The organism is Luteimonas marina, assembly GCF_007859325.1.
Lineage (GTDB): Bacteria > Pseudomonadota > Gammaproteobacteria > Xanthomonadales > Xanthomonadaceae > Luteimonas > Luteimonas marina.
This window is the reverse complement of the sequence record NZ_VOHK01000008.1, coordinates 40,171-62,340: the sequence shown is the minus strand read 5'-3', so window position 1 is coordinate 62,340 and position 22,170 is coordinate 40,171. Positions and strand designations below refer to the sequence as shown.

Annotated in this window: 16 protein-coding genes; 12 read left to right on the top strand and 4 right to left on the bottom strand. The window is 70.3% G+C overall.

Annotated features, from left to right (window positions below):
* The first annotated feature begins 109 nt into the window (after window positions 1–109).
* Window positions 110–1,300 carry a patatin-like phospholipase family protein gene (locus tag FQY83_RS16190; protein ID WP_146389027.1) on the top strand — a complete coding sequence of 397 codons (1,191 nt, stop codon included), beginning with the start codon at window positions 110–112 and terminating at the stop codon, window positions 1,298–1,300.
* Between the two features lie 207 nt (window positions 1,301–1,507).
* Here the strand turns inward: FQY83_RS16190 and FQY83_RS16185 are convergent, their stop codons facing one another.
* From FQY83_RS16185 to FQY83_RS16170, 4 genes are all read right to left on the bottom strand, one after another.
* On the bottom strand, window positions 1,508–1,765 hold the full coding sequence (locus FQY83_RS16185; protein ID WP_146389025.1) for a hypothetical protein: 258 nt from the start codon (window positions 1,763–1,765) through the stop codon (window positions 1,508–1,510).
* On the bottom strand, window positions 1,755–4,103 hold the full coding sequence (locus FQY83_RS16180; protein WP_146389023.1) for an FdhF/YdeP family oxidoreductase: 2,349 nt from the start codon (window positions 4,101–4,103) through the stop codon (window positions 1,755–1,757). The genes FQY83_RS16185 and FQY83_RS16180 overlap by 11 nt, the downstream gene beginning before the upstream one ends.
* Window positions 4,100–4,987, bottom strand: a complete 888-nt coding sequence (fdhD, locus tag FQY83_RS16175; RefSeq protein WP_146389021.1) for a formate dehydrogenase accessory sulfurtransferase FdhD — start codon at window positions 4,985–4,987, stop codon at window positions 4,100–4,102. The genes FQY83_RS16180 and fdhD overlap by 4 nt, the downstream gene beginning before the upstream one ends.
* A gap of 152 nt (window positions 4,988–5,139) precedes the next feature.
* Window positions 5,140–6,957, bottom strand: coding sequence for a DUF885 domain-containing protein (locus FQY83_RS16170; RefSeq protein WP_146389020.1), 1,818 nt, complete (start codon window positions 6,955–6,957; stop codon window positions 5,140–5,142).
* 357 nt (window positions 6,958–7,314) lie between these two features.
* Between FQY83_RS16170 and FQY83_RS16165 the strand changes: the two genes are divergently transcribed.
* The 11 genes from FQY83_RS16165 to FQY83_RS16115 all read left to right on the top strand — a co-directional run bounded on the left by FQY83_RS16165 (window position 7,315) and on the right by FQY83_RS16115 (window position 21,990).
* Window positions 7,315–8,946, top strand: coding sequence for a TldD/PmbA family protein (locus FQY83_RS16165; RefSeq protein ID WP_146389018.1), 1,632 nt, complete (start codon window positions 7,315–7,317; stop codon window positions 8,944–8,946).
* Between the two features lie 172 nt (window positions 8,947–9,118).
* Window positions 9,119–10,753, top strand: a complete 1,635-nt coding sequence (locus FQY83_RS16160; protein WP_192906729.1) for a TldD/PmbA family protein — start codon at window positions 9,119–9,121, stop codon at window positions 10,751–10,753.
* Between the two features lie 21 nt (window positions 10,754–10,774).
* Complete coding sequence (locus tag FQY83_RS16155; RefSeq protein ID WP_146389016.1) at window positions 10,775–12,109, top strand: TldD/PmbA family protein; 1,335 nt, start codon at window positions 10,775–10,777, stop codon at window positions 12,107–12,109.
* Between the two features lie 606 nt (window positions 12,110–12,715).
* A complete protein-coding gene (locus FQY83_RS16150; RefSeq protein ID WP_146389124.1) occupies window positions 12,716–13,414 on the top strand; it encodes a DUF4159 domain-containing protein in 699 nt (232 codons plus the stop codon).
* Window positions 13,415–13,628: 214 nt separating this feature from the next.
* Complete coding sequence (locus FQY83_RS16145; protein ID WP_146389014.1) at window positions 13,629–14,627, top strand: AAA family ATPase; 999 nt, start codon at window positions 13,629–13,631, stop codon at window positions 14,625–14,627.
* 13 nt (window positions 14,628–14,640) lie between these two features.
* Window positions 14,641–15,537, top strand: coding sequence for a DUF58 domain-containing protein (locus tag FQY83_RS16140; RefSeq protein ID WP_146389012.1), 897 nt, complete (start codon window positions 14,641–14,643; stop codon window positions 15,535–15,537).
* Window positions 15,534–16,691, top strand: a complete 1,158-nt coding sequence (locus FQY83_RS16135) for a BatA domain-containing protein (protein ID WP_146389011.1) — start codon at window positions 15,534–15,536, stop codon at window positions 16,689–16,691. Before FQY83_RS16140 ends, FQY83_RS16135 begins: the two co-directional genes overlap by 4 nt.
* Entirely contained in the window at window positions 16,688–18,886 is a 2,199-nt protein-coding gene (locus FQY83_RS16130; protein WP_238333530.1) for a DUF4175 domain-containing protein, read from the top strand. The genes FQY83_RS16135 and FQY83_RS16130 overlap by 4 nt, the downstream gene beginning before the upstream one ends.
* Complete coding sequence (locus tag FQY83_RS16125; RefSeq protein WP_146389010.1) at window positions 18,883–20,727, top strand: carboxypeptidase regulatory-like domain-containing protein; 1,845 nt, start codon at window positions 18,883–18,885, stop codon at window positions 20,725–20,727. The genes FQY83_RS16130 and FQY83_RS16125 overlap by 4 nt, the downstream gene beginning before the upstream one ends.
* Before the next feature lie 29 nt (window positions 20,728–20,756).
* Window positions 20,757–21,107, top strand: coding sequence for a GFA family protein (locus tag FQY83_RS16120; protein ID WP_146389009.1), 351 nt, complete (start codon window positions 20,757–20,759; stop codon window positions 21,105–21,107).
* 76 nt (window positions 21,108–21,183) lie between these two features.
* Window positions 21,184–21,990, top strand: coding sequence for a DUF4349 domain-containing protein (locus FQY83_RS16115; protein ID WP_158636541.1), 807 nt, complete (start codon window positions 21,184–21,186; stop codon window positions 21,988–21,990).
* Window positions 21,991–22,170 lie beyond the last annotated feature (180 nt).

Sequence of the window (22,170 nt, the reverse complement as noted above, 5' to 3'; positions counted from 1 at the left end):
GGAAGGTCCGCCGGCAGGGTAGCGCAAGCGCGGGCGCCGCGCGGGACCGGTCATCGTCCGTGCACGCGGATTGGGTAAGCTTGCGGCGGGAGGGACGGGAGCCGATGCGATGTCCCTGTTCCAGCGACTGAAGACGTGGTGGCGCCGGCGTTGGTCAACTCGCCGTGGCGCAGCGGTGGTGGCAGCATCGCCGCCGTTGCCGGGACCGGCGCCCGGTGTCGACGCGGAACCCGATGCGGGCGACGCCGCCCGCTCGCCGCGACCGGTGCCGGTCGCTTCACGGCGTTCCACGACGACGGGCAACGCTCCGCGCAGGATCCGCCTGGCGCTGCAGGGTGGCGGCTCGCACGGCGCGTTCACCTGGGGCGTGCTCGACGGCCTGCTGCAGCGCGACGACATCGGCATCGACGCGATCTCCGGCACCAGCGCCGGCGCGCTGAATGCGGCGGTGCTGGCGACCGGCTGGGCGCAGGATGGCCGCGAGGGCGCACGCGAGGCGCTGCAGCGCTTCTGGCGCGACATCGGCAACGCCGGCGGCAGCTACCTGCTGCCGCTGCAGGCCCCGTCGTTCGGTCCGCCCTTCGACCTGAACGCCGTGCCGGGCTACGACTGGGCCAGCCGCTTCCTGCGCACGCTCAGTCCCTACGACTACAACCCGCTCAACCTCAATCCGTTGCGCGACGTGCTGGTGCGGCACGTCGACGAACAGGCGCTGCGCGACGGTCCGATCCGCCTGTTCGTCACCGCGACCGCGGTGCGCAGCGGCGAACCGTGCGTGTTCAGCGGCGCTGCGCTCGGCCTCGACGCGCTGCTGGCGTCGGCCTGCCTGCCGTTCCTGTTCCAGGCCGTCGAGATCGACGGCGAGGCCTACTGGGACGGCGGCTACAGCGGCAATCCGTCGATCCATCCGCTGGTCGATCCCGACGCGGACTGCGACATCGTCGTGGTCCGGCTCAATCCGGCGCATCGCGAGGGCGTGCCCAGGCGCAGCACCGAGATCATGGACCGGATCAACGAGATCACCTTCAACGCCAGCCTGATCGGCGAACTGCGGATGATCGGGCAGGTCGGCCGGCTGCAGCGGCAGGTGGCGACGGACGGCGTCCGTGGCCCGGAGTGGCGGCTGCACGTGATCGCCGACGACGTCGATCTCGCGACCCTGCCGGCGTCGAGCCGCCTGCGCACCGATCCCGGCTTCGTCGAGAGACTGCATGGCTTCGGGCTGGCGGCGGTGGCGCGGTTCCTCGATGCGCACGGGGAGGCGATCGGGCGGTATTCGAGTCATGAAGCCACTGCGTGAGCGACGGCCGTGCGGGGCGGGGGTGACGAACGATCGACCCGGCGACGCGATGCCCGAACGATTCGTCGATCCGCCCCATCACCTGTAGGAGCGGCTTCAGCCGCGACCGGGCGCTCGACGAGATCGTGCAGTGATCGCGCCTGAAGGCGCTCCTACAATGTCCAGGTGCGCTCGTTTCTGCAGGATTGCCCGTTTCGGCCGCGTATTTCAGGGAGGCTGCTGCCCGCCGGCCGCACGCCCCCTGTCGGTCAAACGCGCGATCTCACGCTCGCCCCTGCGCTCGACGCGAACCAGTCCCGCGCCGGGAATGCCGCCGACGCTGTCCTCGCCGATCCACGCCAGCGTGCGCAGCAGCACGCTCATGCGCACGCCCAGGCGCTTGCACAGGCGCGGCAGCGACATGCCGTCCGGTTCCGCCGACAGTTCGGCCAGCAGCGCGGCGACGAGGGCGGGGTCAGCGGACAACGGAGGCGTGGATGTCGCGCTGGCGCGGCGCGTCGGCATCGTTGACGTGCGGCGTCACGACCACCGGGATCGACTTGGAGGTCGGCGTGCGCGATTCGTCGGCGAAGCTCGACAGCGGCACCAGCGGGTTGGTTTCCGGGTAGTAGGCCGCGAGGCAGCCGCGCGGGATGTCGTACTCGACCAGCAGGAAGCGTTTGGCGGTGCGCCTGACGCAGTCGTCGCAGAGGCTTTCCAGGTCCACCCAGTCCCCGGCCTTCATGCCCAGCGCGGCGATGTCGTCGGCGTTGGTGAACAGCACGCGACGTTCGCCGAATACGCCGCGGTAGCGGTCATCGAGGCCGTAGACCGTGGTGTTGTACTGGTCGTGCGAGCGGGTGGTGGCCAGGGTGAACACCGGCTGCGCGCCGCGCATGCGGCGGGCGCGGTGGATCGGGTTGTCGGTGGGCACCTGCGCGGCGATGAAGTTCGCCCTGCCGCTCGGCGTGTTCCAGACGCGGTCGCGCGCCGTGTTGGACAGGCGGAAGCCGCCGGGCACGCGCACGCGCGCGTTGAAGTCGTGGAAATCGTCGAAGGTCTTCGCGACCAGGTCGCGGATGCGGTCGTAGTCGCCGACCAGCCACAGCCAAGGCAGCTTGCTGCGCACGCCGAGCGTGGCGTTGGCCAGGTGCGCGACGATCGCCGGCTCGGACAGCAACTGGTCGGAGGCGGGCGGGTTGATGCCCGACGACAGGTGCACCATGCTCATCGAATCCTCCACCGTCACCGCCTGCGGACCGGTGTCCTGCAGGTCGATCTCGGTGCGGCCGAGGCAGGGCAGGATCAGCGCGTCGCGGCCGTGGACCAGGTGGCTGCGGTTGAGCTTGGTGGTGACGTTGACGGTCAGGTCGCAGCGGCGCAGCCCGCGTGCGGTGGCGTCGCTGTCGGGCGTGGCGATGGCGAAGTTGCCGCCCATCGCGAAGAACACCCGGGCCTTGCCCTCGATCATCGCCTCGATCGCGCCGACGGTGTCGTAGCCGTCCGCACGCGGCGGCTCGAAGCCGAACACCTGCTCGATGCGGTCGAGGAACGCCGCCGGCGGCTTCTCGTAGATCATCATCGTGCGGTCGCCCTGCACGTTGCTGTGCCCGCGCACCGGACAGGCGCCGGCGCCCTCGCGGCCGAGGTTGCCGCGCAGCAGCAGCAGGTTGGTGATCATGTTGATCGTCGGCACCGAATGCTTGTGCTGGGTGATGCCCATGCCCCAGCAGGCGATCACGCGTCCGGACCGCAGGTAGATCTCGCCGGCGTGGCGGATCTGCGCCTCGTCGAGGCCGGATTCGGCGATGATCGTTTCCCAGGCTTCGGCGCGGACGTCTTCGGCGAAGGCGTCGAATCCCGCGGTGTGCCCGTCGATGAAGCCGCGGTCGAGCAGCGAGGCTTCGCCGCGCGCGAGGGCTTCCGCGTCCCGTTCGAGCACGTGCTTGATGATGCCCTTGATCGCGGCGAGGTCGCCGCCGATCTTCAGCTGCAGGTAGTCCGACGAGATCTTCGTCGAACCGTAGGTCATCATCTCCAGCTTGTCCTGCGGATCGGCGAAGCGCTCCAGCCCGCGCTCGCGCAGCGGGTTGAACGAGACGATCCGGCAGCCGCGCCTGGCCGCTTCGCGCAGTTCGCCGAGCATGCGCGGGTGGTTGGTGCCCGGGTTCTGGCCGAAGATGAAGATCGCGTCGGCCTTCTCGAAATCGTGCAGCGAGACCGTGCCCTTGCCGACGCCGATCTGCTTCTTCAGCGCGGTGCCGGAGGACTCGTGGCACATGTTCGAGCAGTCCGGGAAGTTGTTGGTGCCGTACTCGCGCACGAACAGCTGGTAGAGGAACGCGGCCTCGTTCGAGGTGCGCCCGGAGGTGTAGAAGATCGCCTCGTCCGGCGAGGGCAGGGCATTGAGGTGCTGTGCGATCAGCGCGAACGCGTCGTACCAGCTCACGGGGACGTAGTGGTCGGTCGCCGCGTCGTAGCGCATCGGCGTGGTCAGGCGGCCCTGCTGCTCCAGCCAGTAGTCGCTGTACTCGGCCAGCTGCGCAACGCTGTACTTCGCGAACAGCTCGGGGCCGGCACGGAACTTCGTCGCCTCGGCGGCGACGGCCTTGGCGCCGTTCTCGCAGAATTCGAAGGTGGAGGTGTGGTCGCGGTCCGGCCAGGCGCAGCCCGGGCAGTCGAAGCCATCGGGTTGGTTGGCGTGGAGCAGGGTCTTCGCGCCCTTGATCTCGATGTCCTGCTCGATCAGGTGTCTGGCGACGCTCTTCAGCGCGCCCCAGCCGCCGGCGGGGCCGTCGTACTTGCGGATCGGGTCGTGGCTCATGGTGCGGAATTCCTGCCTGCGCACGCGGCCGCCAGCGGGGCGGCGGCTTCCGGCAGCAGCCGGCGTGCGTGGGTATAGACGGCGTGCCCGTCGTCGCGGGCGAAGCCGATCAGGGTGAGGTTGGCGCGCTCGGCCAGCGAGATCGCCAGCGCGGTCGGCGCCGAGATCGCGGCCATCAGCGCGATGCCGGCGCTGGCCGCCTTCATCGCCATCTCGTAGCTGGCGCGGCTGGTGACGACGAGGAAGCCGTCGGCGGGATCGAGCGCGGCGGCATGGGCGTGCATTCCGCCGATCAGCTTGTCGAGCGCGTTGTGGCGGCCGACGTCCTCGCGCACGAGCTTCAGTCCTCCGTCCAGTCCGGCCCAGCCCGCGGCGTGGGTCGCGCCGGTGACCGCGTTGATCGCCTGCGCCCCGCGCAGTTCGCGCAGGGCGCGGCGCAGGGCGTCGACCGGCACGCGCACCTCGGCCGCGACCGGCGCGGGCGTGCGCAGCGCGGCTTCCAGCAGTTCGCTGCCGCACACGCCGCAGCCGCTGTGTCCGCTCATGCTGCGCCGGCGCAGCGCCAGCGCTTCGGCGCGCCCGTCCGGGATCCGCAGGCGGATCTCGATGCCTTCGAGCAGGTGCTCGATGCCTTCAATGCGCACGTCGTCGATCCGCTCGACGATGCCTTCGCTGAGCGCGAACCCGGCGGCGAAGTCCTCCAGGTCCGCCGGCGTGGCCATCATCACCGCGAACGGCGCGTCGTTGTAGACGAAGGCGACGGGCACCTCTTCGGCGACGTGGTCGTCGAGCTGGCGACGGCCGCCGTGGCGCCAGCGTTCGACCGGCCTGAGCGTGCTGCCGGCGATGGGTGGAGGCTTGTCGATGTCGGGTCGATCGGCCATGGCTGCAAGTATGCGCCCCGTGGGCCGGCCGGTTCGAGCGGATCGGCGTGTCCGGCCGGGCGATGCGGGCGTGTCGCGCGGGTGCCGCGGGTCAGCGTTCCGCAGGCGTCATCGCCCTTTGGTCGATACCCCACCGCCAGCGGCGGGGTGGTTCATTCGATCGGCTCGTCCAGCAGCAGCTGTCGCGCGAAGCGCACCGGCGGCGCGCCGTAGGACAGGATGCCGTCGTGGTAGGCCTTGAGGTCGAACGCCTCGCCCTGTTTCGCCTCGGCCACCTTGCGCGCGTCGAAGTGCTCCTGCGCGCCGACGAAGTAGGTGGCCAGCTGGGTCGAGGACAGCTGCGCGCGGATCCACTTGCCGTCGGCCTCGCTCTGCTGCTGGAAGGTCTGGCGCACCATCAGGTCCATCGCCTGCTCCTTGCTCCAGTTGTCGACGTGCAGGCCCTGGTCGAGGATCGCGTTGGCCACCGCGCGCGCGTAGAACTTCAGCTGCATCAGCCGGAACAGCGGGTCGTTGTCGAGGTAGCCGGCGTCGGCCAGGACCCGCTCGGTGTACACCGCCCAGCCCTCGGCGAACGGGCCGGAGCGGAACACCGCGCGCAGCGTCGACGGGAACCGCGCCGAGTGCGCGCCCTCGAGGTAGTGGCCGGGCATCGCCTCGTGGATGGTCAGCACGTGGATCAGGCGCTTGTTGTATTCGCGCAGGAACGAATCGACCTGGGCGTCGTTCCAGTCGTCGGGGATCGGCGAGATCGCGTAGTAGGTATCCAGGCCCTTGTCGAGCGGGCCAGGCGAATCGGCATAGGCGACCGAGAAGCCGCGCTGGAATTCCGGCATCAGGATGATCTTGACCGGATCGTCGGGCACGCTGACCAGGTCCTTCTCGCGCACGAACGCCGTCGCCACCTCGAGCGTGTGCCTGGCGAAGTCGACGACTTCCTCGCGCGCGGGTTTGTCGGCATAGGCCAGCTCCATCGCCGCCTCGATCGCCCGCTGCTTCTCGTCCTCGGTCGGCGCATCAGGCGTCTCCGGCGCACCGGCCCGGCCAGCCAGCACGGTCTTCGCGACGCCGTACATCTCGTCGCGGATGCGCCCGAGCTCGGCCTCGGCGCGCTGGCGGATCTCCTGCCGCGACAGCGAGGAGTTCAGCGCGTACCGGAGTTTCTGGTCGTACAGCGCGGCGCCGATGCGGAAATTGCCCTTCGCGTTCGGGACCAGCACGCCGTCGAGCCACTTCTGGTGCTCCTCGACCGCGTCGCGCAGCGTGGCGACCGCCGCGTCGAGGCGCCTGCGATCCTCGCCCTGCAGTTGATCGGCGTTGGGGGTGATGAAGGTATCGACCAGGGTGAGCACGCCCTTGTTCTGCTTCGCGACGGTGTCGGCGTGGGCCTTGGGCACGCGCGCCGGGTCGAGGCTTGCGCGCGCCTGCGCGAGCAGGGCGGGGATCTTCTCCATGCGCGCCGTGGCGGACCTGAGCCGCTCGGGCATCGGCGCGAACTCGCGCGCCATCAGGCCGTAGATCGCGCCACCGGCGAGGCCGCTGTAGGTCTGCGGATCCCAGGCCCAGCTTTGCAGGGTTTCGGCGTCCCAGAGGGCGTATTCGAGCTGGTTGCGCAGGATCTTCGCGTCGACCTGGTTCTCGCGCGAGAGCCTGGTCGCGTCGATGGCGTCGAGTTCGGCGAGGAAGCGACGGTTGAACTCCACGGCCTTGCGTCGGCCCGCTTCGCCGACGTCGTCGAGCTCGGCGTCGAAGCGATGGTCGCCGATCTGGGTCGCCGCCACCGGCGACAGCGCGAGCGACTGGTCGAGGTAGCGGCCGGACAGGTCGGCGAACGCGGCGTCCGGCTGCGACGCGGCGGCGGTTTCATCCGCATTCGCGGCCGGCGGCGCGGCGGCTGGCGGCGGCGCTTCGCCCCGGCAGGCGGCGAGGGAGACGGTCAACAGCGCGACGGCGAGCAGGGAAGGGCACATGGAGGCATTGGATCCTGAACGGGCTTGGCGCAAAGCATAGCGCGGTGTCGCGCTGCCGCAGCATCGACGTGTTTGCCGGCGCACCGTGCCGAAAGTCATTTGCGTCGATCTGCTGCGAACGCAAGAATCGATGTACAGGGAACCTCGAAAGACCATCGTGACTCCCGTGAAGACGGGAATCCGCGGGCTCCGGATCGAGCGTCATCCCGGCGAAAGCCGGGATCCATTTTGATCTTGATTCCTGCTTTACGCGGGAATGGTCAGGATCAACTGCAAAATGGATCCCGGCTTTCGCCGGGATGACGAGTTGGGAAAGCCGGCTACTCGGAATTGCCACAGCATTAAGGAGATACGGCCTTGCAACGACGCGATTTCCTCGCCCTTGGCGGCCTCGGGCTGGGCGGGCTGGCATTGCCGCCGCTGGTCGGCAGGGCGATCGCGGCCGAGCAGCTGGTGTCGACGCTCGATGTCGCGATCAAGAAGCCGCTGGCCGACGCCGCGCTGCAGGCCGCGACCGGCGCCGGCGCCAGCTACTGCGACGTGCGCATCGGGCGCTACCTGCAGCAGTCGCTGCAAACCCGCGAGGACCGGGTCGAGAACGTGGTCAACACCGAATCGACCGGCGTCGGCGTGCGCGTGCTCGCCGATGGCGCCTGGGGCTTCGCGGCAACCAACGGACTGACCACGGATTCAGTGGCCGAAGCCGCGCGCCGCGCGGTGGCGATCGCGCGCGCCAACGCGAAGATCCAGGACGCGAAGGTGCAGCTGGCGCCGGTGCAGGGGGTGGGCGAGGTGTCGTGGCGGACGCCGATCCGCAGGAACGGCATGGAAGTGCCGGTCAAGGAGAAGGTCGAGCTGCTGCTGTCGGTCAATGCCGCCGCGCTGCAGGCGGGCGCGAGCTTCGTCAACTCGCAGATGTTCCTGGTCAACGAGCAGAAGTATTTCGCCAGCACCGACGGCTCCTACATCGACCAGGACGTGCACCGCATCTGGACGCCGTTCACGGTGACGGCGGTGGACAAGGCCAGCGGCAGGTTCCGCACGCGCAACGGCCTGTCCTCGCCCGCCGGCATGGGCTACGAGTTCCTGGAGGCGGACCCCGCGCAGCGCTTCGAGCTGCCCGGCGGCGTGGTCGCCTACGGCCTGTCCTACGACATGCGCGAGGACGCGATCGCCGCGGCGAAGCAGGCGCAGGAGAAGCTGAAGGCGCCGTCGGTGAAGCCGGGCAAGTACGACCTGGTGATCGATCCGAGCAACCTGTTCCTGACGATCCACGAGAACGTCGGCCATCCGCTGGAGCTCGACCGCGTGCTCGGCTACGAGGCCAACTACGCCGGCACCAGCTTCGCCACGCTCGACAAGCGCGGCTCGTTCCGCTGGGGCAGCGACCTCGTCAACCTGTACGCCGACAAGACCCGGCCCGGCAGCCTCGGTGCGGTCGGCTACGACGACGAAGGCGTGAAGTGCAAGCGCTGGGACCTGGTGAAGGACGGCATCCTGGTCGACTACCAGTCGGTCCGCGACCAGGCGCATATCCTCGGCAAGACTGAGTCCGACGGCTGCTGCTATGCCGATTCGTGGTCGAGCGTGCAGTTCCAGCGCATGCCGAACGTCTCGCTGGCGCCGGGCAAGGCGCCGCTGACGGTCGCGGACATGATCCGCGGCGTGGAACGCGGCCTCTACGTCCACGGCCGCGGCTCCTATTCGATCGACCAGCAGCGCTACAACGCGCAGTTCGGCGGACAGCTGTTCTACGAGATCCGCAACGGCGAGGTCGCGGGTCTGGTCGAGGACGCGGCCTACCAGATCCGCACGCCGGAGTTCTGGAACGGCTGCGTCGCGATCTGCGACGAGCGCGATTTCCGCCTCGGCGGTTCGTTCTTCGACGGCAAGGGCCAGCCGAGCCAGGTGTCGGCGGTCTCGCATGGCGCCAGTACGGCGCGCTTCGACGGTCAGAACATCATCAATACCGCGCGATCGCTGGGCTGAAACGCGCATGCCGATACCAAAGCCGGCCGCGCGACCCGTGCCGAAAGTCATTTGCGCGACGTGGGCGAGGGCGCAAGAATCGGGAATCACGTGATTCGCTCCCGGCGCGGTTGCATCGCGCCGGTCCCCGGCACTCCGGCCACCGCGTGGCGACCACCCTGGAGAGACAGCCTTGCAACGACGCGACTTCCTGGCCCTGAGCGGCCTTGGCATGGGCAGCCTGGCGCTGCCGTCCTTCCTCGGCAAGGCGATCGCCGCCGAGCAACTGGTGTCGACGCTCGATGTCGCGATCAAGAAGCAGCTCGCCGACGCCGCGCTGCAGGCCGCGACCGGCGCCGGCGCCAGCTACTGCGACGTGCGCATCGGGCGCTACCTGCGCCAGTTCGTGATGACGCGCGAGGACAAGGTCCAGAACGTGGTCAACACCGAATCCACCGGCATCGGCGTGCGCGTGATCGCCGACGGCGCCTGGGGCTTCGCGGCGACCAACGGCCTGTCGACCGATTCCGTGGCCGAGGCCGCGCGCCGCGCGGTGGCGATCGCGCGTGCCAACGCGAAGATCCAGAGCGAGAAGGTGCAGCTGGCGCCGGTGCAGGGCGTGGGCGAGGTGTCGTGGCGGACGCCGATCCGCAAGAACGCGATGGAAGTGCCGATCAAGGACAAGGTCGAGCTGCTGCTGTCGGTCAACGCCGCGGCCACCGGCGCCGGCGCCAACTTCGTCAACTCGACGCTGTTCCTGGTCAACGAACAGAAGTACTTCGCTAGTACCGACGGCTCCTACATCGACCAGGACGTGCACCGCATCTGGGCGCCGTTCACCGTGACCGCGATCGACAAGGCCAGCGGCAAGTTCCGCACCCGCGACGGGCTGTCGGCGCCGGCGGGGCTGGGCTACGAATACCTCGACGGCGACGCGTCGCAGAAGTTCGTCTCGCCCAACGGCGTGGTCAACTACGGCCTGTCCTACGACATGCGCGAGGACGCGGTCGCCGCGGCGAAGCAGGCGCAGGAGAAGCTGAAGGCGCCGTCGGTGAAGCCCGGCAAGTACGACCTGGTGCTCGATCCCTCGCATACCTGGCTGACGATCCACGAATCGGTCGGCCACCCGCTGGAGCTCGACCGCGTGCTCGGCTACGAGGCCAACTACGCCGGCACCAGCTTCGCCACGCTCGACAAGCGCGAGGCGAAGTTCCGCTACGGCAGCGACAAGGTCACCCTGTTCGCCGACAAGACCCAGCCCGGCAGTTTGGGCGCAGTCGCCTACGACGACGAAGGCGTGAAGTGCAAGCGCTGGGACCTGGTGAAGGACGGCATCCTGGTCGACTACCAGACCATCCGCGACCAGGCCCACATCGTCGGCAAGACCGAGTCCGACGGCTGCTGCTACGCCGACTCGTGGTCGAGCGTGCAGTTCCAGCGCATGGCCAACGTGTCGCTGGCCGCGGGCAGCGACAAGCTGTCGGTGGCCGACATGATCAAGGACGTGGAGAACGGCATCTACATCATCGGCGACGGCTCGTTCTCGATCGACCAGCAGCGCTACAACGCGCAGTTCGGCGGACAGCTGTTCTACGAGATCAAGAATGGCGCGATCACGCGGATGATCGAGGACGTGGCCTACCAGATCCGCACGCCGGAGTTCTGGAACGCCTGCTCGGCGGTCTGCGACGACAGCGACTACCGCATGGGCGGCTCGTTCTTCGACGGCAAGGGCCAGCCCGGCCAGGTGTCGGCGGTCTCGCACGGCTCCAGCACGGCGCGCTTCGACGGCGTCAACGTCATCAACACCGCCCGTTCGCTCGGCTGACCGGCACAGGAGACCCATTAGATGAGCATCTTTACCGAAGCCGAAGCCAAGGCCATCCTCGACAAGGTGATCGCGCTGTCCACCGCGGACGAATGCACCGCGACGCTGAGTGGCGGCACCTCCGGCAACATCCGCTTCGCGCTGAACAACGTGTCCACCAGCGGCATCGTCGACGACGTGTCGCTTGCCGTGAACGTGGCGTTCGGCCAGCGCGTGGGCACCGCGACCATCAACGAGTTCGACGACGCATCGCTGGAGCGCGTGGTGCGCCGCGCCGAGGACCTCGCGCGGCTGGCGCCGGAGAACCCGGAATTCATGCCGGCGATCGAAAAGCAGGCCTACCGGCCGACCGGCACGTTCAGCGCCGCGACCGCCGCGATCACGCCCGAACAGCGCGCGCGGATCGCCGCCGCCTCGATCGGGCCGTGCAAGGACGCCGGGCTGATCGCCGCCGGCTACCTCGAGGACAGCCACGGCTTCGTCGCCATCGCCAACAGCAACGGCAACTTCGGCTACCAGACCTCCACCGGCGCCGACTACACCTGCACGGTGCGCACCAAGGACGGCACCGGCTCGGGCTGGGTCGGCCGCAACGTTACCGACGTCTCCGACCTTGACGCGTCGCGCAGCATCGACATCGCCATCCGCAAGGCGCGCGAATCCGCCGACGCCAGGGCGCTGGAGCCGGGCAAGTACACGGTGATCCTCGAGCCGCACGCCGCCGCGGGCCTGATCTCGTTCATGATGAACTTCTTCGACGCGCGCAGCGCCGACGAAGGCCGCAGCTTCCTGTCGAAGAAGGGCGGCGGCAACAAGCTCGGCGAGCAGGTCTACGATCCGCGCGTGAACCTGTGGGCCGATCCCTGGGACGCCGACGTGCCGGTGCTGCCGTGGGACGGCAGCGGGCTGGCGCGCACCCGGATGCCGATCATCGAGAACGGCAAGGTCGTCAACCTCGCCTATTCGCGCTACTGGGCCAAGCAGCAGGGCAAGACCGAGACCGCGATGCCGGGCAACCTGATCCTGGGCGGCGGAACCAAGTCCACCGCGGACCTCGTGCGCGAGACCGAGAAGGGCATCCTCGTCACCCGCACCTGGTACATCCGCATGGTCGATCCGCAGACGGTGCTGCTGACCGGCCTGACCCGCGACGGCACGTTCTACATCGAGAATGGGCAGATCCGGTATCCGCTGAAGAACTTCCGCTTCAACGAGTCGCCGGTGATCATGCTCAACAACATCGACGAGTTGGGCAAGCCGGTGCGCGTGAGCGGCGACGAGTCGCGGTTTGCGATGATGATTCCACCGATGCGGCTGCGGGATTTCACGTTCACATCGCTGTCGGATGCGGTGTGACCGCCATCACCCGGCCGATCGCGCGGGACATGGCCGGGTCGATCGGGAGCTCCCTGGAGAACTCCGGTTTGTCATTCCGAACGCAGTGAGGAATCTTGTCGAAACAGATGGCCCGGGTTGGGCGGCTTTGCTGCCGTAGCGCGCTTCCTGCTTCGCTTGGAGTGGCAGTCGTGTGCGGGTTGCCTGGTCGCAGGATGGCGGAAGCAAGAGCTTCCGCTCGCCGCGGGCGAGCGGGTTCATTTCTTTTGCTGGCCCAAAAGAAACGAACCAAAGAAAAGGGCCTTCCTCGCAAGGTCACAAGCCCTCAGCTGGAAGTGTGTCGGGATTTTTCGACACGGCATCCGTGCCGTGGCGAAAAACGGCGGGCATCCATGCCCGCCGCCCACCGGGTCTGGATGGTGGCTCGTTGTTTGCCGGGAAGGGCAATGCTCTCGACGTTCTTCGAGTACCCGACAGGATGTCATCCCGAGCGCAGCGAGGGATCTGTTTCTTGGCGTCATGCCCGGATTACAGGCAAGGTCCCTCGCTGCGTTTGGAATAGCAGCTCCGTTTTGGTGGACGTTCTCCGGGACGAGGTTCGGACTGGTGCGACAGCGTCCTGACTGGATGAACCGCGGGCAGTTCCTGCGGATGATGCTCGGTGCCGCCGCGACGCTGGCGCTGCCGCCGCTGCGTGCGCAGTCGGCGGCCTACGATTTCCGGTTCACGCGCCTGAAGTACGACTCCGGCGACTGGGATGTGGATGCGCGCATGCCGTCGAACCTCATCACCTCGCTGATCGACTACACCAACCTGCGGGTGGACCCGAAGGAGCACGTGGTCGAACTCGCCGATCCGAAGATGCTGTCGGCGCCGTTCTGCTACCTGGCCGGGCACAAGCTGGTCGAGTTCAACGAGGCCGAGCGGCGCAATTTCGAGCGCTACGTGCGCAACGGCGGCTTCGTGTTCGCCGACGACTGCAACCACGACATCGACGGCCTGTTCGCGAAGTCGTTCGAGGCGCAGATGGCCTCGATCTTCGGCGCGAAGGCGCTGAGGAAGCTGCCCAACAGCCATCCGATCTACAGCAGCTTCTTCCGCTTCCCGGACGGCCCGCCGGCGACCAGCTTCGAGCTCAACGGCTGGGGCGACGACCTGGTGCACGACTATCTCAAGGGCATCTCGATCGACGGCCGCCTCGGCGTGCTCTACAGCAACAAGGACTACGGCTGCGAATGGGACTACGACTGGCGCAACAAGCGCTTCCTCGCCGAGGACAACACGAAGTTCGCGGTCAACATCGTGATCTACGCGCTGACGGCATGAGAATGCACGTACCACTTCGCCTGGGTATCCATTCGCCGTCACGACGGTCGTCCCAGCCGTCGTTCCTGCCGTCATTCCAGCGAAAGCTGGAATCCATGGTGACGTTCTGCTTGCCGCGGCCAAAATGGATTCCAGCTTTCGCTGGAATGACGGTGTCTCCGGCGCGCCGTCGCCGCTTGCCTTCCGAACAGCCGTGCCAGACCAGGATCACCCCATGAGCCCCCCCCTCACCGAATCCGAAATCCAGTCGCGCCTCTCGCGCCTGGCCGACCTGCGCACGGCGATCGCCACCGCGATCGTCGGCCAGCACGACGTCGTCGAACAGTTGCTGACCGGCCTGCTCGCAGGCGGCCACTGCCTGCTGGAAGGCGTGCCCGGCCTCGGCAAGACGCTGCTGGTACGCACCCTCGGCCAGGCGCTGGCGCTGCAGTTCCGGCGCGTGCAGTTCACGCCCGACCTGATGCCCAGCGACCTGCTCGGCACCGAACTGCTGGAGGAGGACCACGGCACCGGCCACCGGCATTTCCGCTTCCAGCAGGGACCGGTGTTCACCAACCTGCTGCTCGCCGACGAACTCAACCGCACGCCGCCCAAGACGCAGGCTGCGCTGCTGGAGGCGATGCAGGAGCACACGGTCAGCTTCGCCGGGGTCACCCACGCGCTGCCGGCGCCGTTCTTCGTGCTGGCGACGCAGAACCCGATCGAGCAGGCGGGCACCTACCCGCTGCCCGAGGCGCAGCTCGACCGATTCCTGCTGCACATCGCGCTCGACTACCCGGGCGAGGACGAGGAGCGCGCGATCATCGCGCAGACCACCTCGGGCCGGTCGGCCGAGGTGCCGCAGGTCATGGATGGCGACGAGATCCTCGCGCTGCAGGCGCTGGTGCGCGAGGTGCACGTCGGCGACGAATTGCTGGCCTGGATCACGCGGCTGGTGCGCGCCACTCGTCCCGGCGACGGCGCGCCGCAGGTCGTGCGCGACTACGTGAAGTGGGGCGCCGGCCCGCGTGCGGGGCAGTCGCTGGTGCTGGCCTCGAAGGCGCGCGCGCTGCTGCACGGGCGGCTCGCCGCGACCCGCGAGGACGTGTCCGCCCTGGCCGCGCCGGTGCTGCGCCATCGCCTGCTGCTGTCGTTCGCCGCCGAGGCCGAACGCAAGCGGCCGGACGACGTGGTCGCCGCGCTGCTGCGCGAACTGCCGCCGCCCGGTGCCTGACCGGTACGCCGCGATGTCCTTCGATCCGGTGCCGCCGGAACTGCGCGCGCAGCTGCGCGGGCTGCGCATCGCCTCGCGTCGCGCGAGTGCGTTGCGCGGCGGCGGGCTGCACCGCAGTCGCGACAAGGGCACCGGGCTGGAGTTCTCGCAGTATCGCGGCTACGAGCCGGGCGACGAGCCGCGCCGCATCGACTGGAAGCTGTATGCGCGCAGCGACCGCTTCTTCGTGCGCGAGGCCGAGCGCGACAGCCCGCTCGCGGTGTGGATCCTGCTCGACGCCAGCGCGTCGATGGCGCAGGCGGACGAGGCGCGGCTGGACTGGACGCGGCTTGCCGCGGGCAAGGCACTGGCGACGTGCATCGCCGAAGTCGCGCTGGGCCAGGGCGATCGCGTCGGCTTCGCCGCACTGCGCGCCGAGGCGCCGCACCTGTTGCCCGTCGCCGGCGGCCAGCGCCAGCGCGACCGCCTGCTGCTCGAACTGCACGGGCTGTCGGCGGTCGGCAGGTTCCCCGATGAAGCGGGCGTGCTGCCGCTGTGGGGCCGCATCGCCGCCGACGATCTCGTCGTCATGATCGGCGATTTCTTCGACGAGCCCGCGATCACGCTGGCGACGCGCCTCGCCGCCGCGCGGCGCGAGGTGCTGGCGATCCAGCTGCTGACGGTCGGCGAACGCGACTTCCCGTTCCGCGGCGGGCGACGCTTCGTCGATCCCGAGACCGGCGATGAACTGCCCGGCGACGGCGCCAGCCTGCGCGCCGGCTTCCTCGTGCGCTTCGGACAGGCGCAGCAGGCGCTGCGGGCACGATTCGACGGCGCGGGCATCCGCCACGCGACCTGCGCGCTCGACGAACCGCTGATCGCGCCGCTGCGGGCGCTGTTCGCCGACGTGCCGGGGACGGCGGGCGCGTGAGCGTCGCCCTGCTGCTCCCGGCCGCGCTCACCGCCCTGGCGGCGCTGGCCTTGCCACTGCTGATCCATCTCGCGCGCCGCCTGCAGCAGCGTCCGATCGCGTTCGCGGCGCTGCGCTGGCTGCGTGCGAATCCCAAACCGGACCGCCGCATCCGCTTCGACGAATGGCCGCTGCTGTTGTTGCGACTGCTGCTGCTGGCGCTGCTGGCGCTGTGGCTGGCGAGGCCGGTGCTGACCGGCGCCGAATCCGCGACGCCGTGGACAGTGGTCGCGCCCGGCGCTGCGCAGGCCGTCGCGGAGATGCGCGACGAGGGCGATGCGGGTGAATGGCGCTGGCTGGCGCCGGGCTTTCCCGCGATCGAGACCGCGCCGCCGGACGGACCGCTGCCGGCAGCGAGCCTGCTGCGCGAACTCGACGCGCAGCTGCCGCCGGCAGTCGTGCTGACCGTGCTGGTGCCGGAGCGACTGGCCGGCATGGATGCGCAGTGGCCGCGCCTGTCGCGCGAGGTGCAATGGCGCGTCGTGGCGGGCGTCGATCCCGTGCCCGAGGTCGAGGATTCCGTTCCGGAACTGCAGATTCGGAACGACGAGGTGCATCGCGACGCCGTGCGCTATCTCCGTGCCGCGGCATTGGCCTGGGATGAAGCCGCGACGGATGCGCGCGTGGCCGTGGCGGAGGCGGGCGACGGGCCGTTGCCGCCGACGACTGCGACGCTGGCGTGGCTGCGCACGGATGCGCTGCCTGCCGAAGTGGTGCAGTGGATGGAGCAGGGCGGACAGGTGCTGCTCGCGTCGGACGCAGCAGAGCCGATGGCGGACATTGCGGCGACGGTCTGGCGCGACGAGGCCGGCCAGCCGCTGCTGCTGGCGACGGGCCGCGGCCAGGGGCGACTGCTCAGGTTCGCGCGGCCGCTGCAGCCGCAGGTAATTCCGCAGCTGCTGGATGCATCGTTTCCCGATCGGCTGCGTGACGTGCTGCAGCCGGTCCCCGCGCCGACGCTCGCGACGGCGGCCGCGAACCCGCCGCGTGCGGATGCGCCGGCCTGGACGCCATCGCCGCGCGAACTGCAGCCGTGGCTGGCGCTGCTGGCCGCCGCGCTGCTCCTGCTCGAACGCTGGCTGGCGACGTCGCGCCGGCGCGAGCGCGTCGCATGAGCGGGATCGGCATGCTCCACCTGCGCTGGCGACAGGCGCGCTGGCGCGCAGCGTTCGACGTGCTGGCGGTCGCGATGCCGCTGGCGATCGCGTCGGCGGTCGTGGCATGGCGAGTGGCGGGCCCGACGCCGGCGCTGCTGGCGGCCATCGCGGCAATGATCGCCATTGGCTTCGCAATCGTGCCGCGCTGGCGACGCCACGACCGCGACTGGCTGGTGGCGCGACTCGATGCCGACCGCGGGGATCTCGAGGACAGCAGCGCGCTGCTGTTCGCGGACGACGCCGCGCTGCGGCCGATGCAGCAACTGCAGCGGGCGCGGCTGGAGCAGCGCCTGCGCGAACGTCCGGTTCCCGACCTGCGTCCTGCCTGGTCGCTGCGCGCGATCGCGGTGGCGACGATCGTCGCCCTGCTTGCCGTCGTCGCCGCACTGGCATGGCCGGTTCGCAACGATTCCGTCGCCGCGGGCGCCGCGATGCCGTCTTCCGGCGCGCAGTCCGATGCGCCGCCGCGCCTTGTCGCGCGCTCATTGCACCTGCAGCCCCCGGCCTATACCGGCATCGCCGCCACGACGCTCGACGCGCTCGACGCGAAAGCGCCCGCTGGTTCTCGCCTGCGCTGGACGCTGCGCTATGCGCCACAGCCGACCGGCGTCGATCTCGTATTCCACGATGGTCGCAGGATCGCGCTGCGGCGCGAGGGCGAGGACTGGACCGCGGACTTGGTGCTGCAGGCGTCCATGCTGTACCGCGTCGTGCCTGAAGGGCAGGAGGCCGCCTCGCCGCTGCACCGACTCGACGCGATTCCCGACCAGGCGCCGCGCGTGCGGCTGCTGTCGCCGGAGCAGACGCTGACCCTGCTGGCGCCGAACCAGCGCGACTGGCGGCTGGTCTTCGAGGCGGAGGACGACCACGGCGTCGCCGCCGACGCGCGACTGCTGTTGACGCGCACCGAGGGCAGCGGCGAGAACATCCGCTTCCACGAGCACGTCGTGGTCTTGCGCGGCAGCGGCTCCCCGCGCCAGCGCCGCTTCGAGGCACGCGTGGCGCCGTCGACCTACGGACTGCAGCGCGGCGAGGACCTGATCGCGCGGCTGGAGGTGCGCGACAACCGAGCGCCGCAGCCGCAGGTCGTGCGCAGCGCCAGCGCGATCCTGCGCTGGCCGGCCGAACCGGTGCTCGGCGCGGACGGCCTGGACGGACTCGCGCGGCAGGTGCTGCCGGCGTACTTCCGCAGCCAACGCCAGATCATCATCGATGCAGAGGCGCTGCTGAAGGAAAGGCCGAAGCTGGAAGCCGACGAATTCGAAAAGCGCTCCGACGCGATCGGCGTCGACCAGCGCCTGCTGCGCCTGCGCTACGGCCAGTTCCTCGGCGAGGAAAGCGAGGGCGGCGCGCAGGCGCCGCCGACCGCCGACCTGCCCACCAGCGATCTTCCGACGAACGACCATGCGGACGATGACGAACACACGGACAACGACGGGCACGATCACGGACCAGCGCCTGCGGCCGGGCACGACGGCCACGGACACGATCCCGCGCCTGCGGACGCCCCCGCCGGCTTCGGCGTCGCCGACGACATCCTCGAAACCTTCGGCCATACCCACGACATTCCCGAAGCCGCGACGCTGCTGGATCCGGAGACGAAGGAAACCCTGCGCGGCGCGCTGCGCGAGATGTGGCAGTCGGAGCTGCACCTGCGGATGGCGGCGCCGGAGCAGGCGCTGCCCTACGCCCATCGCGCGCTGGCACTGATCAAGCAGGTACAGCAGGCCGAGCGCATCTACCTGGCGCGCGTCGGCACCCAGCTGCCGCCGATCGACGAGACGCGCCGGATGACCGGCAGGCGCGACGGCATCGCCGGCCGCGCGCTGCCGCGCGGACCGGCGCCGGCCGGCGACGACGCGCTGGACGCCGCCTGGCAGGCGCTGGCCTCCGCCGATGCGACAGCCCCGGCGCTCGACGCGCTGCAGCGCTGGATCGACGCGAATCCGCAACGCATCGACGACCCGCTGTCGCTGGTCGCGCGCATCGACGAGGTGCGCACCGATCCGGCCTGCGCCGAGTGCCGCGCCGCGCTGCGCGCGCTGCTGTGGGGCGCGATGCAGCGGCCGGCGGGTGTTTCGGCGCGGCGCGACGCCGCCGGCGCGGTCGGCCGACGCTATCTCGAACGGCTGCGGCCGGAGCCGGCGCCATGAACGCACAGGCCATCGTCGCGATCGTCCTTGCGCTCGCCGCGCTCGTGGCCGGCGTGCGCGTGCTGCTGGCCGCGCGCCGTGACCCGCGCAGGCCGCGCGCATGGCGCACGCTCGCACTGGTGCTGCTGCAGCCGCTGCTGGCGGGCACGCTGTACCTCACCCTGTTTCCCCCGCCGCAGCCGGTGCGCGCCGGTGTGATGACCGTGCTGACCGAAGGCGCGGCCCCGCCATCGCAGTCCGCCGGTGCGCAGGGCGACGTCGTGCTTGCGCTGCCGGAAGCACCGCGCGTGGCCGGCGTCGAACGCGTGCCGGACCTGGGCACGGCCCTGCGCCGTCATCCCGGCACCACGCACATCCGCGTGCTCGGCGCCGGGCTGGTCGCGCGCGATCGCGATGCGGCGGAACGCGTCGCGGTCGAGTACGTGGCGCCCGAGCCGCCGCGCGGGCTGGTGCGGCTGGATACGCCACGCCGGCCGGGGCAGGGCGATGCGGTCGCGATCGCGGGCAATGTCGCGGGCGTCGGCGGCGGCCGCGTCGAACTGCTCGATCCCGCAGGGCGCCGGATCGATGTCGTGTCGCTCGACGACGAGGGCGGCTTCTCCCTGCAGGCGCTCGCGTTCGCGGCCGGGCCGGCGGCGTTCCGGCTGCGGATCCGCGACGGCGAGGGCGCGCAGGTGGACGAGGTCGACCTGCCGCTGTGGATCGAGGAAGCGCCCGCGCCGCGGGTGCTGCTGCTCGCCGGCGCGCCGAATCCGGAAACGCGACAGCTGCGGCGCTGGATCGAGGATGCCGGCCTGCCGCTGCAGGCGCGGGTCAGCCTGGGCGGCGGGATGCGGCTCGGCGATGCCGCGCCGACCACCGAAGTGCTGGCGCGGACGGACCTGCTGATCGCCGATGCGCGCGCATGGACGGACCTCGGCGATGGCGGTCGTGCGCGCGTGCTCGATGCGGTCCGCGCGGGCATGGGACTGCTGGTGCGCGCCGACACGCCGCTGCCGGCCGGCGCGCTGCGGGCGCTGCGCGGCGAAGGCTTCGCGATCGAGGGCGGTACCGCACTGCAGCCGTGGCAGCCGGCGATGCCGCGACTGCGCGACGAGGCGGCGCTGCGCGCGCGCAGCGGCGCGGGCAGCGAGGACGCGCCGTTCGATCCGGCGCTGGCCGACGCCGCGGTGCCGGCGCTGTCGCGGCGCGCATGGCGCATCTCCGGTCCCGGCGCGATTGCGCTGGTGGCCGGCGATGCCACGCATGGCGCCTGGCGCGCGGAGGGCGAGGGCAGGATCGGGCTGTGGACACCGGTCGATACCTTCCAGCTCGCCCTGCACGGCCGCCGCGACCTGTACGCCGACCTGTGGCAGCCCGTGATCGCGGAGCTGTCTCGCGCGCGCCGGTCTGCGCCGCCCGACATCGCATCCGATGCGCGGGCGGGCGAGCGCACGGCGATCTGCGGACTGGCCGGCGATGCCGTCGTCGAATCGCCCGACGGGCGCGCACATCCGCTGCTCGTGGATCCCGCGACCGGCCATCGCCGTTGCGCCGCGTTCTGGCCCGAATCCGCCGGCTGGCACCGCCTGCTTGCCGGCGATGCCGTCCATCCGTTCCACGTCGCCGCGGCGGACGCCATGCCCGCGCTGCGGCTCGCGCAGTTGCACGAGTCGACGCGCGCGCTGGCGGCGCGTTCGCCCGCGCAGGCCGACGCCGGCGAGGCCCGCCGCCCCGGCCCGTCCTGGCCGTGGTTCCTCGGCTGGCTGCTGCTGGCCGGCGTCGCCTGGTGGCTGGAGCGCGCGCGCGTCGGCTTCGCCGCTGCCGCCGTGCAGCACGATGCCGCGCCGGGCATGCGCTAACCTGACGGCGTCCACGAGGGAGGATCGACATGGCGAAGTACGAAGGCAGCTGCCACTGCGGCCGGATCGCATTCGAGGTCGAAGGCGACATCAGCGAGGTGATCGACTGCAACTGCTCGCTGTGCCGCCGGCGCGGCGCGCTGCTTGCGGCCTTCCCGCGTTCGGCGCTGACGCTGAAGACGCCGGAATCCGACCTGGGCACCTATCGCTTCAACCGCAAGGCCATCGACCACCGCTTCTGCCCCGACTGCGGCGTCTCGCCCTTCAGCGAGGGCAAGAGGCAGGACGGCTCGGTGATGACGATGGTCAACGTGCGCTGCCTGCCCGCGGTCGACCTGTCGATGCTGAAGGTCACCGCGTTCGACGGCGCGAGCTATTGAAGCCGGCAACGACCCCATGCGGCGCGTCCGGGCGTTGTGTCGCCTGCGCGGACGGCGCGCGAACCGGAGTGGCGGGATGAAGCAGCGATCGCGGATTTTGCTGGCCTGCGGCTTCGCGCTGCTGGCCGCGGCCTGCAGCGAAAAGTCGGGCCAGGCCGAGAGCCTGGCCTACGGAGGCGCCGCGCCGGCGCCGGCTGCGGACGTCGGCGCGAACGTTGCGCGCGATGCTTCGTTCCTCGCCTACGAGCACAATGCGACGGTCACGCTCGCGGGCGACGCGATCGCCGCGCGGCTGCAGCAGGCGCAGGACGCCTGCAACGACGCGAAGTTCGGCGACTGCGTGGTGCTCAATGTCTGGCAGGAGGGCGGCGACCAGCCGTCCGCGAGGCTGGGCATGCGGCTCGCGCCGGCGGGCGTGGAGCCGATGATCGCGCTGGCCAGCGCCGACGCCGAGCTCGGCAGCCGCAGCACGCGCGCCGAGGATCTCGCCGTCGTGGTGCGCGACAACAGCCTCGCGCAGCAGCGCCTGCGCAAGGAGCGCGAGCGCCTGCAGGAGTTCCAGTCGCGGCGCGATCTCTCCGTCGCCGACATGATCGCGCTGTCCAGGCAGCTTGCCGAAACCGAGGCGCAGATCGAGGCCGCCGAGCAGGAAGGCGCGCAGCATCGCCGCCGCATCGACACCCAGCTGCTGACGATCGATTTCCGCCCGACCTCGTCGCAGGCGAGCCGCAGCGAGGTCTGGCTGGCGATCCGCGACTCGGGCGCGACGCTGGCCTCGGGCGTGGCCTGGACGATCCGCGCGGTGGCCTTCCTGCTGCCGGTGGTGCTGGTGGTCTGGGTCCTGGTTGCGGTGATCCGCCGCTGGCGGCGGCGCAGGGGCTAGGACCTGTTGCGGGGTCGGAGATGTGTGCCCGCAACGAAATCCGGAGCCGTCATCCCCGCGGAGGCGGGGATCCAGCGTCTTCGGGCGATCGAAAAAAGCAAAGACGCTGGGTCCCCGCCTTCGCGGGGATGACGGGTCGAGTCTTCGTCGATGGGTCTTCAATCGGCGTCGCACGCAACG

Coding starts and splice junctions, on each gene's coding strand:
- FQY83_RS16190 (WP_146389027.1), top strand. CDS start 110: ATGTCCCTGTTCCAGCGACTGAAGACGTGGTGGCGCCGGCGTTGGTCA.
- FQY83_RS16180 (WP_146389023.1), bottom strand. CDS start 4,103: ATGAGCCACGACCCGATCCGCAAGTACGACGGCCCCGCCGGCGGCTGG.
- fdhD (WP_146389021.1), bottom strand. CDS start 4,987: ATGGCCGATCGACCCGACATCGACAAGCCTCCACCCATCGCCGGCAGC.
- FQY83_RS16170 (WP_146389020.1), bottom strand. CDS start 6,957: ATGTGCCCTTCCCTGCTCGCCGTCGCGCTGTTGACCGTCTCCCTCGCC.
- FQY83_RS16155 (WP_146389016.1), top strand. CDS start 10,775: ATGAGCATCTTTACCGAAGCCGAAGCCAAGGCCATCCTCGACAAGGTG.
- FQY83_RS16150 (WP_146389124.1), top strand. CDS start 12,716: ATGAACCGCGGGCAGTTCCTGCGGATGATGCTCGGTGCCGCCGCGACG.
- FQY83_RS16145 (WP_146389014.1), top strand. CDS start 13,629: ATGAGCCCCCCCCTCACCGAATCCGAAATCCAGTCGCGCCTCTCGCGC.
- FQY83_RS16140 (WP_146389012.1), top strand. CDS start 14,641: ATGTCCTTCGATCCGGTGCCGCCGGAACTGCGCGCGCAGCTGCGCGGG.
- FQY83_RS16130 (WP_238333530.1), top strand. CDS start 16,688: ATGAGCGGGATCGGCATGCTCCACCTGCGCTGGCGACAGGCGCGCTGG.
- FQY83_RS16125 (WP_146389010.1), top strand. CDS start 18,883: ATGAACGCACAGGCCATCGTCGCGATCGTCCTTGCGCTCGCCGCGCTC.
- FQY83_RS16120 (WP_146389009.1), top strand. CDS start 20,757: ATGGCGAAGTACGAAGGCAGCTGCCACTGCGGCCGGATCGCATTCGAG.
- FQY83_RS16115 (WP_158636541.1), top strand. CDS start 21,184: ATGAAGCAGCGATCGCGGATTTTGCTGGCCTGCGGCTTCGCGCTGCTG.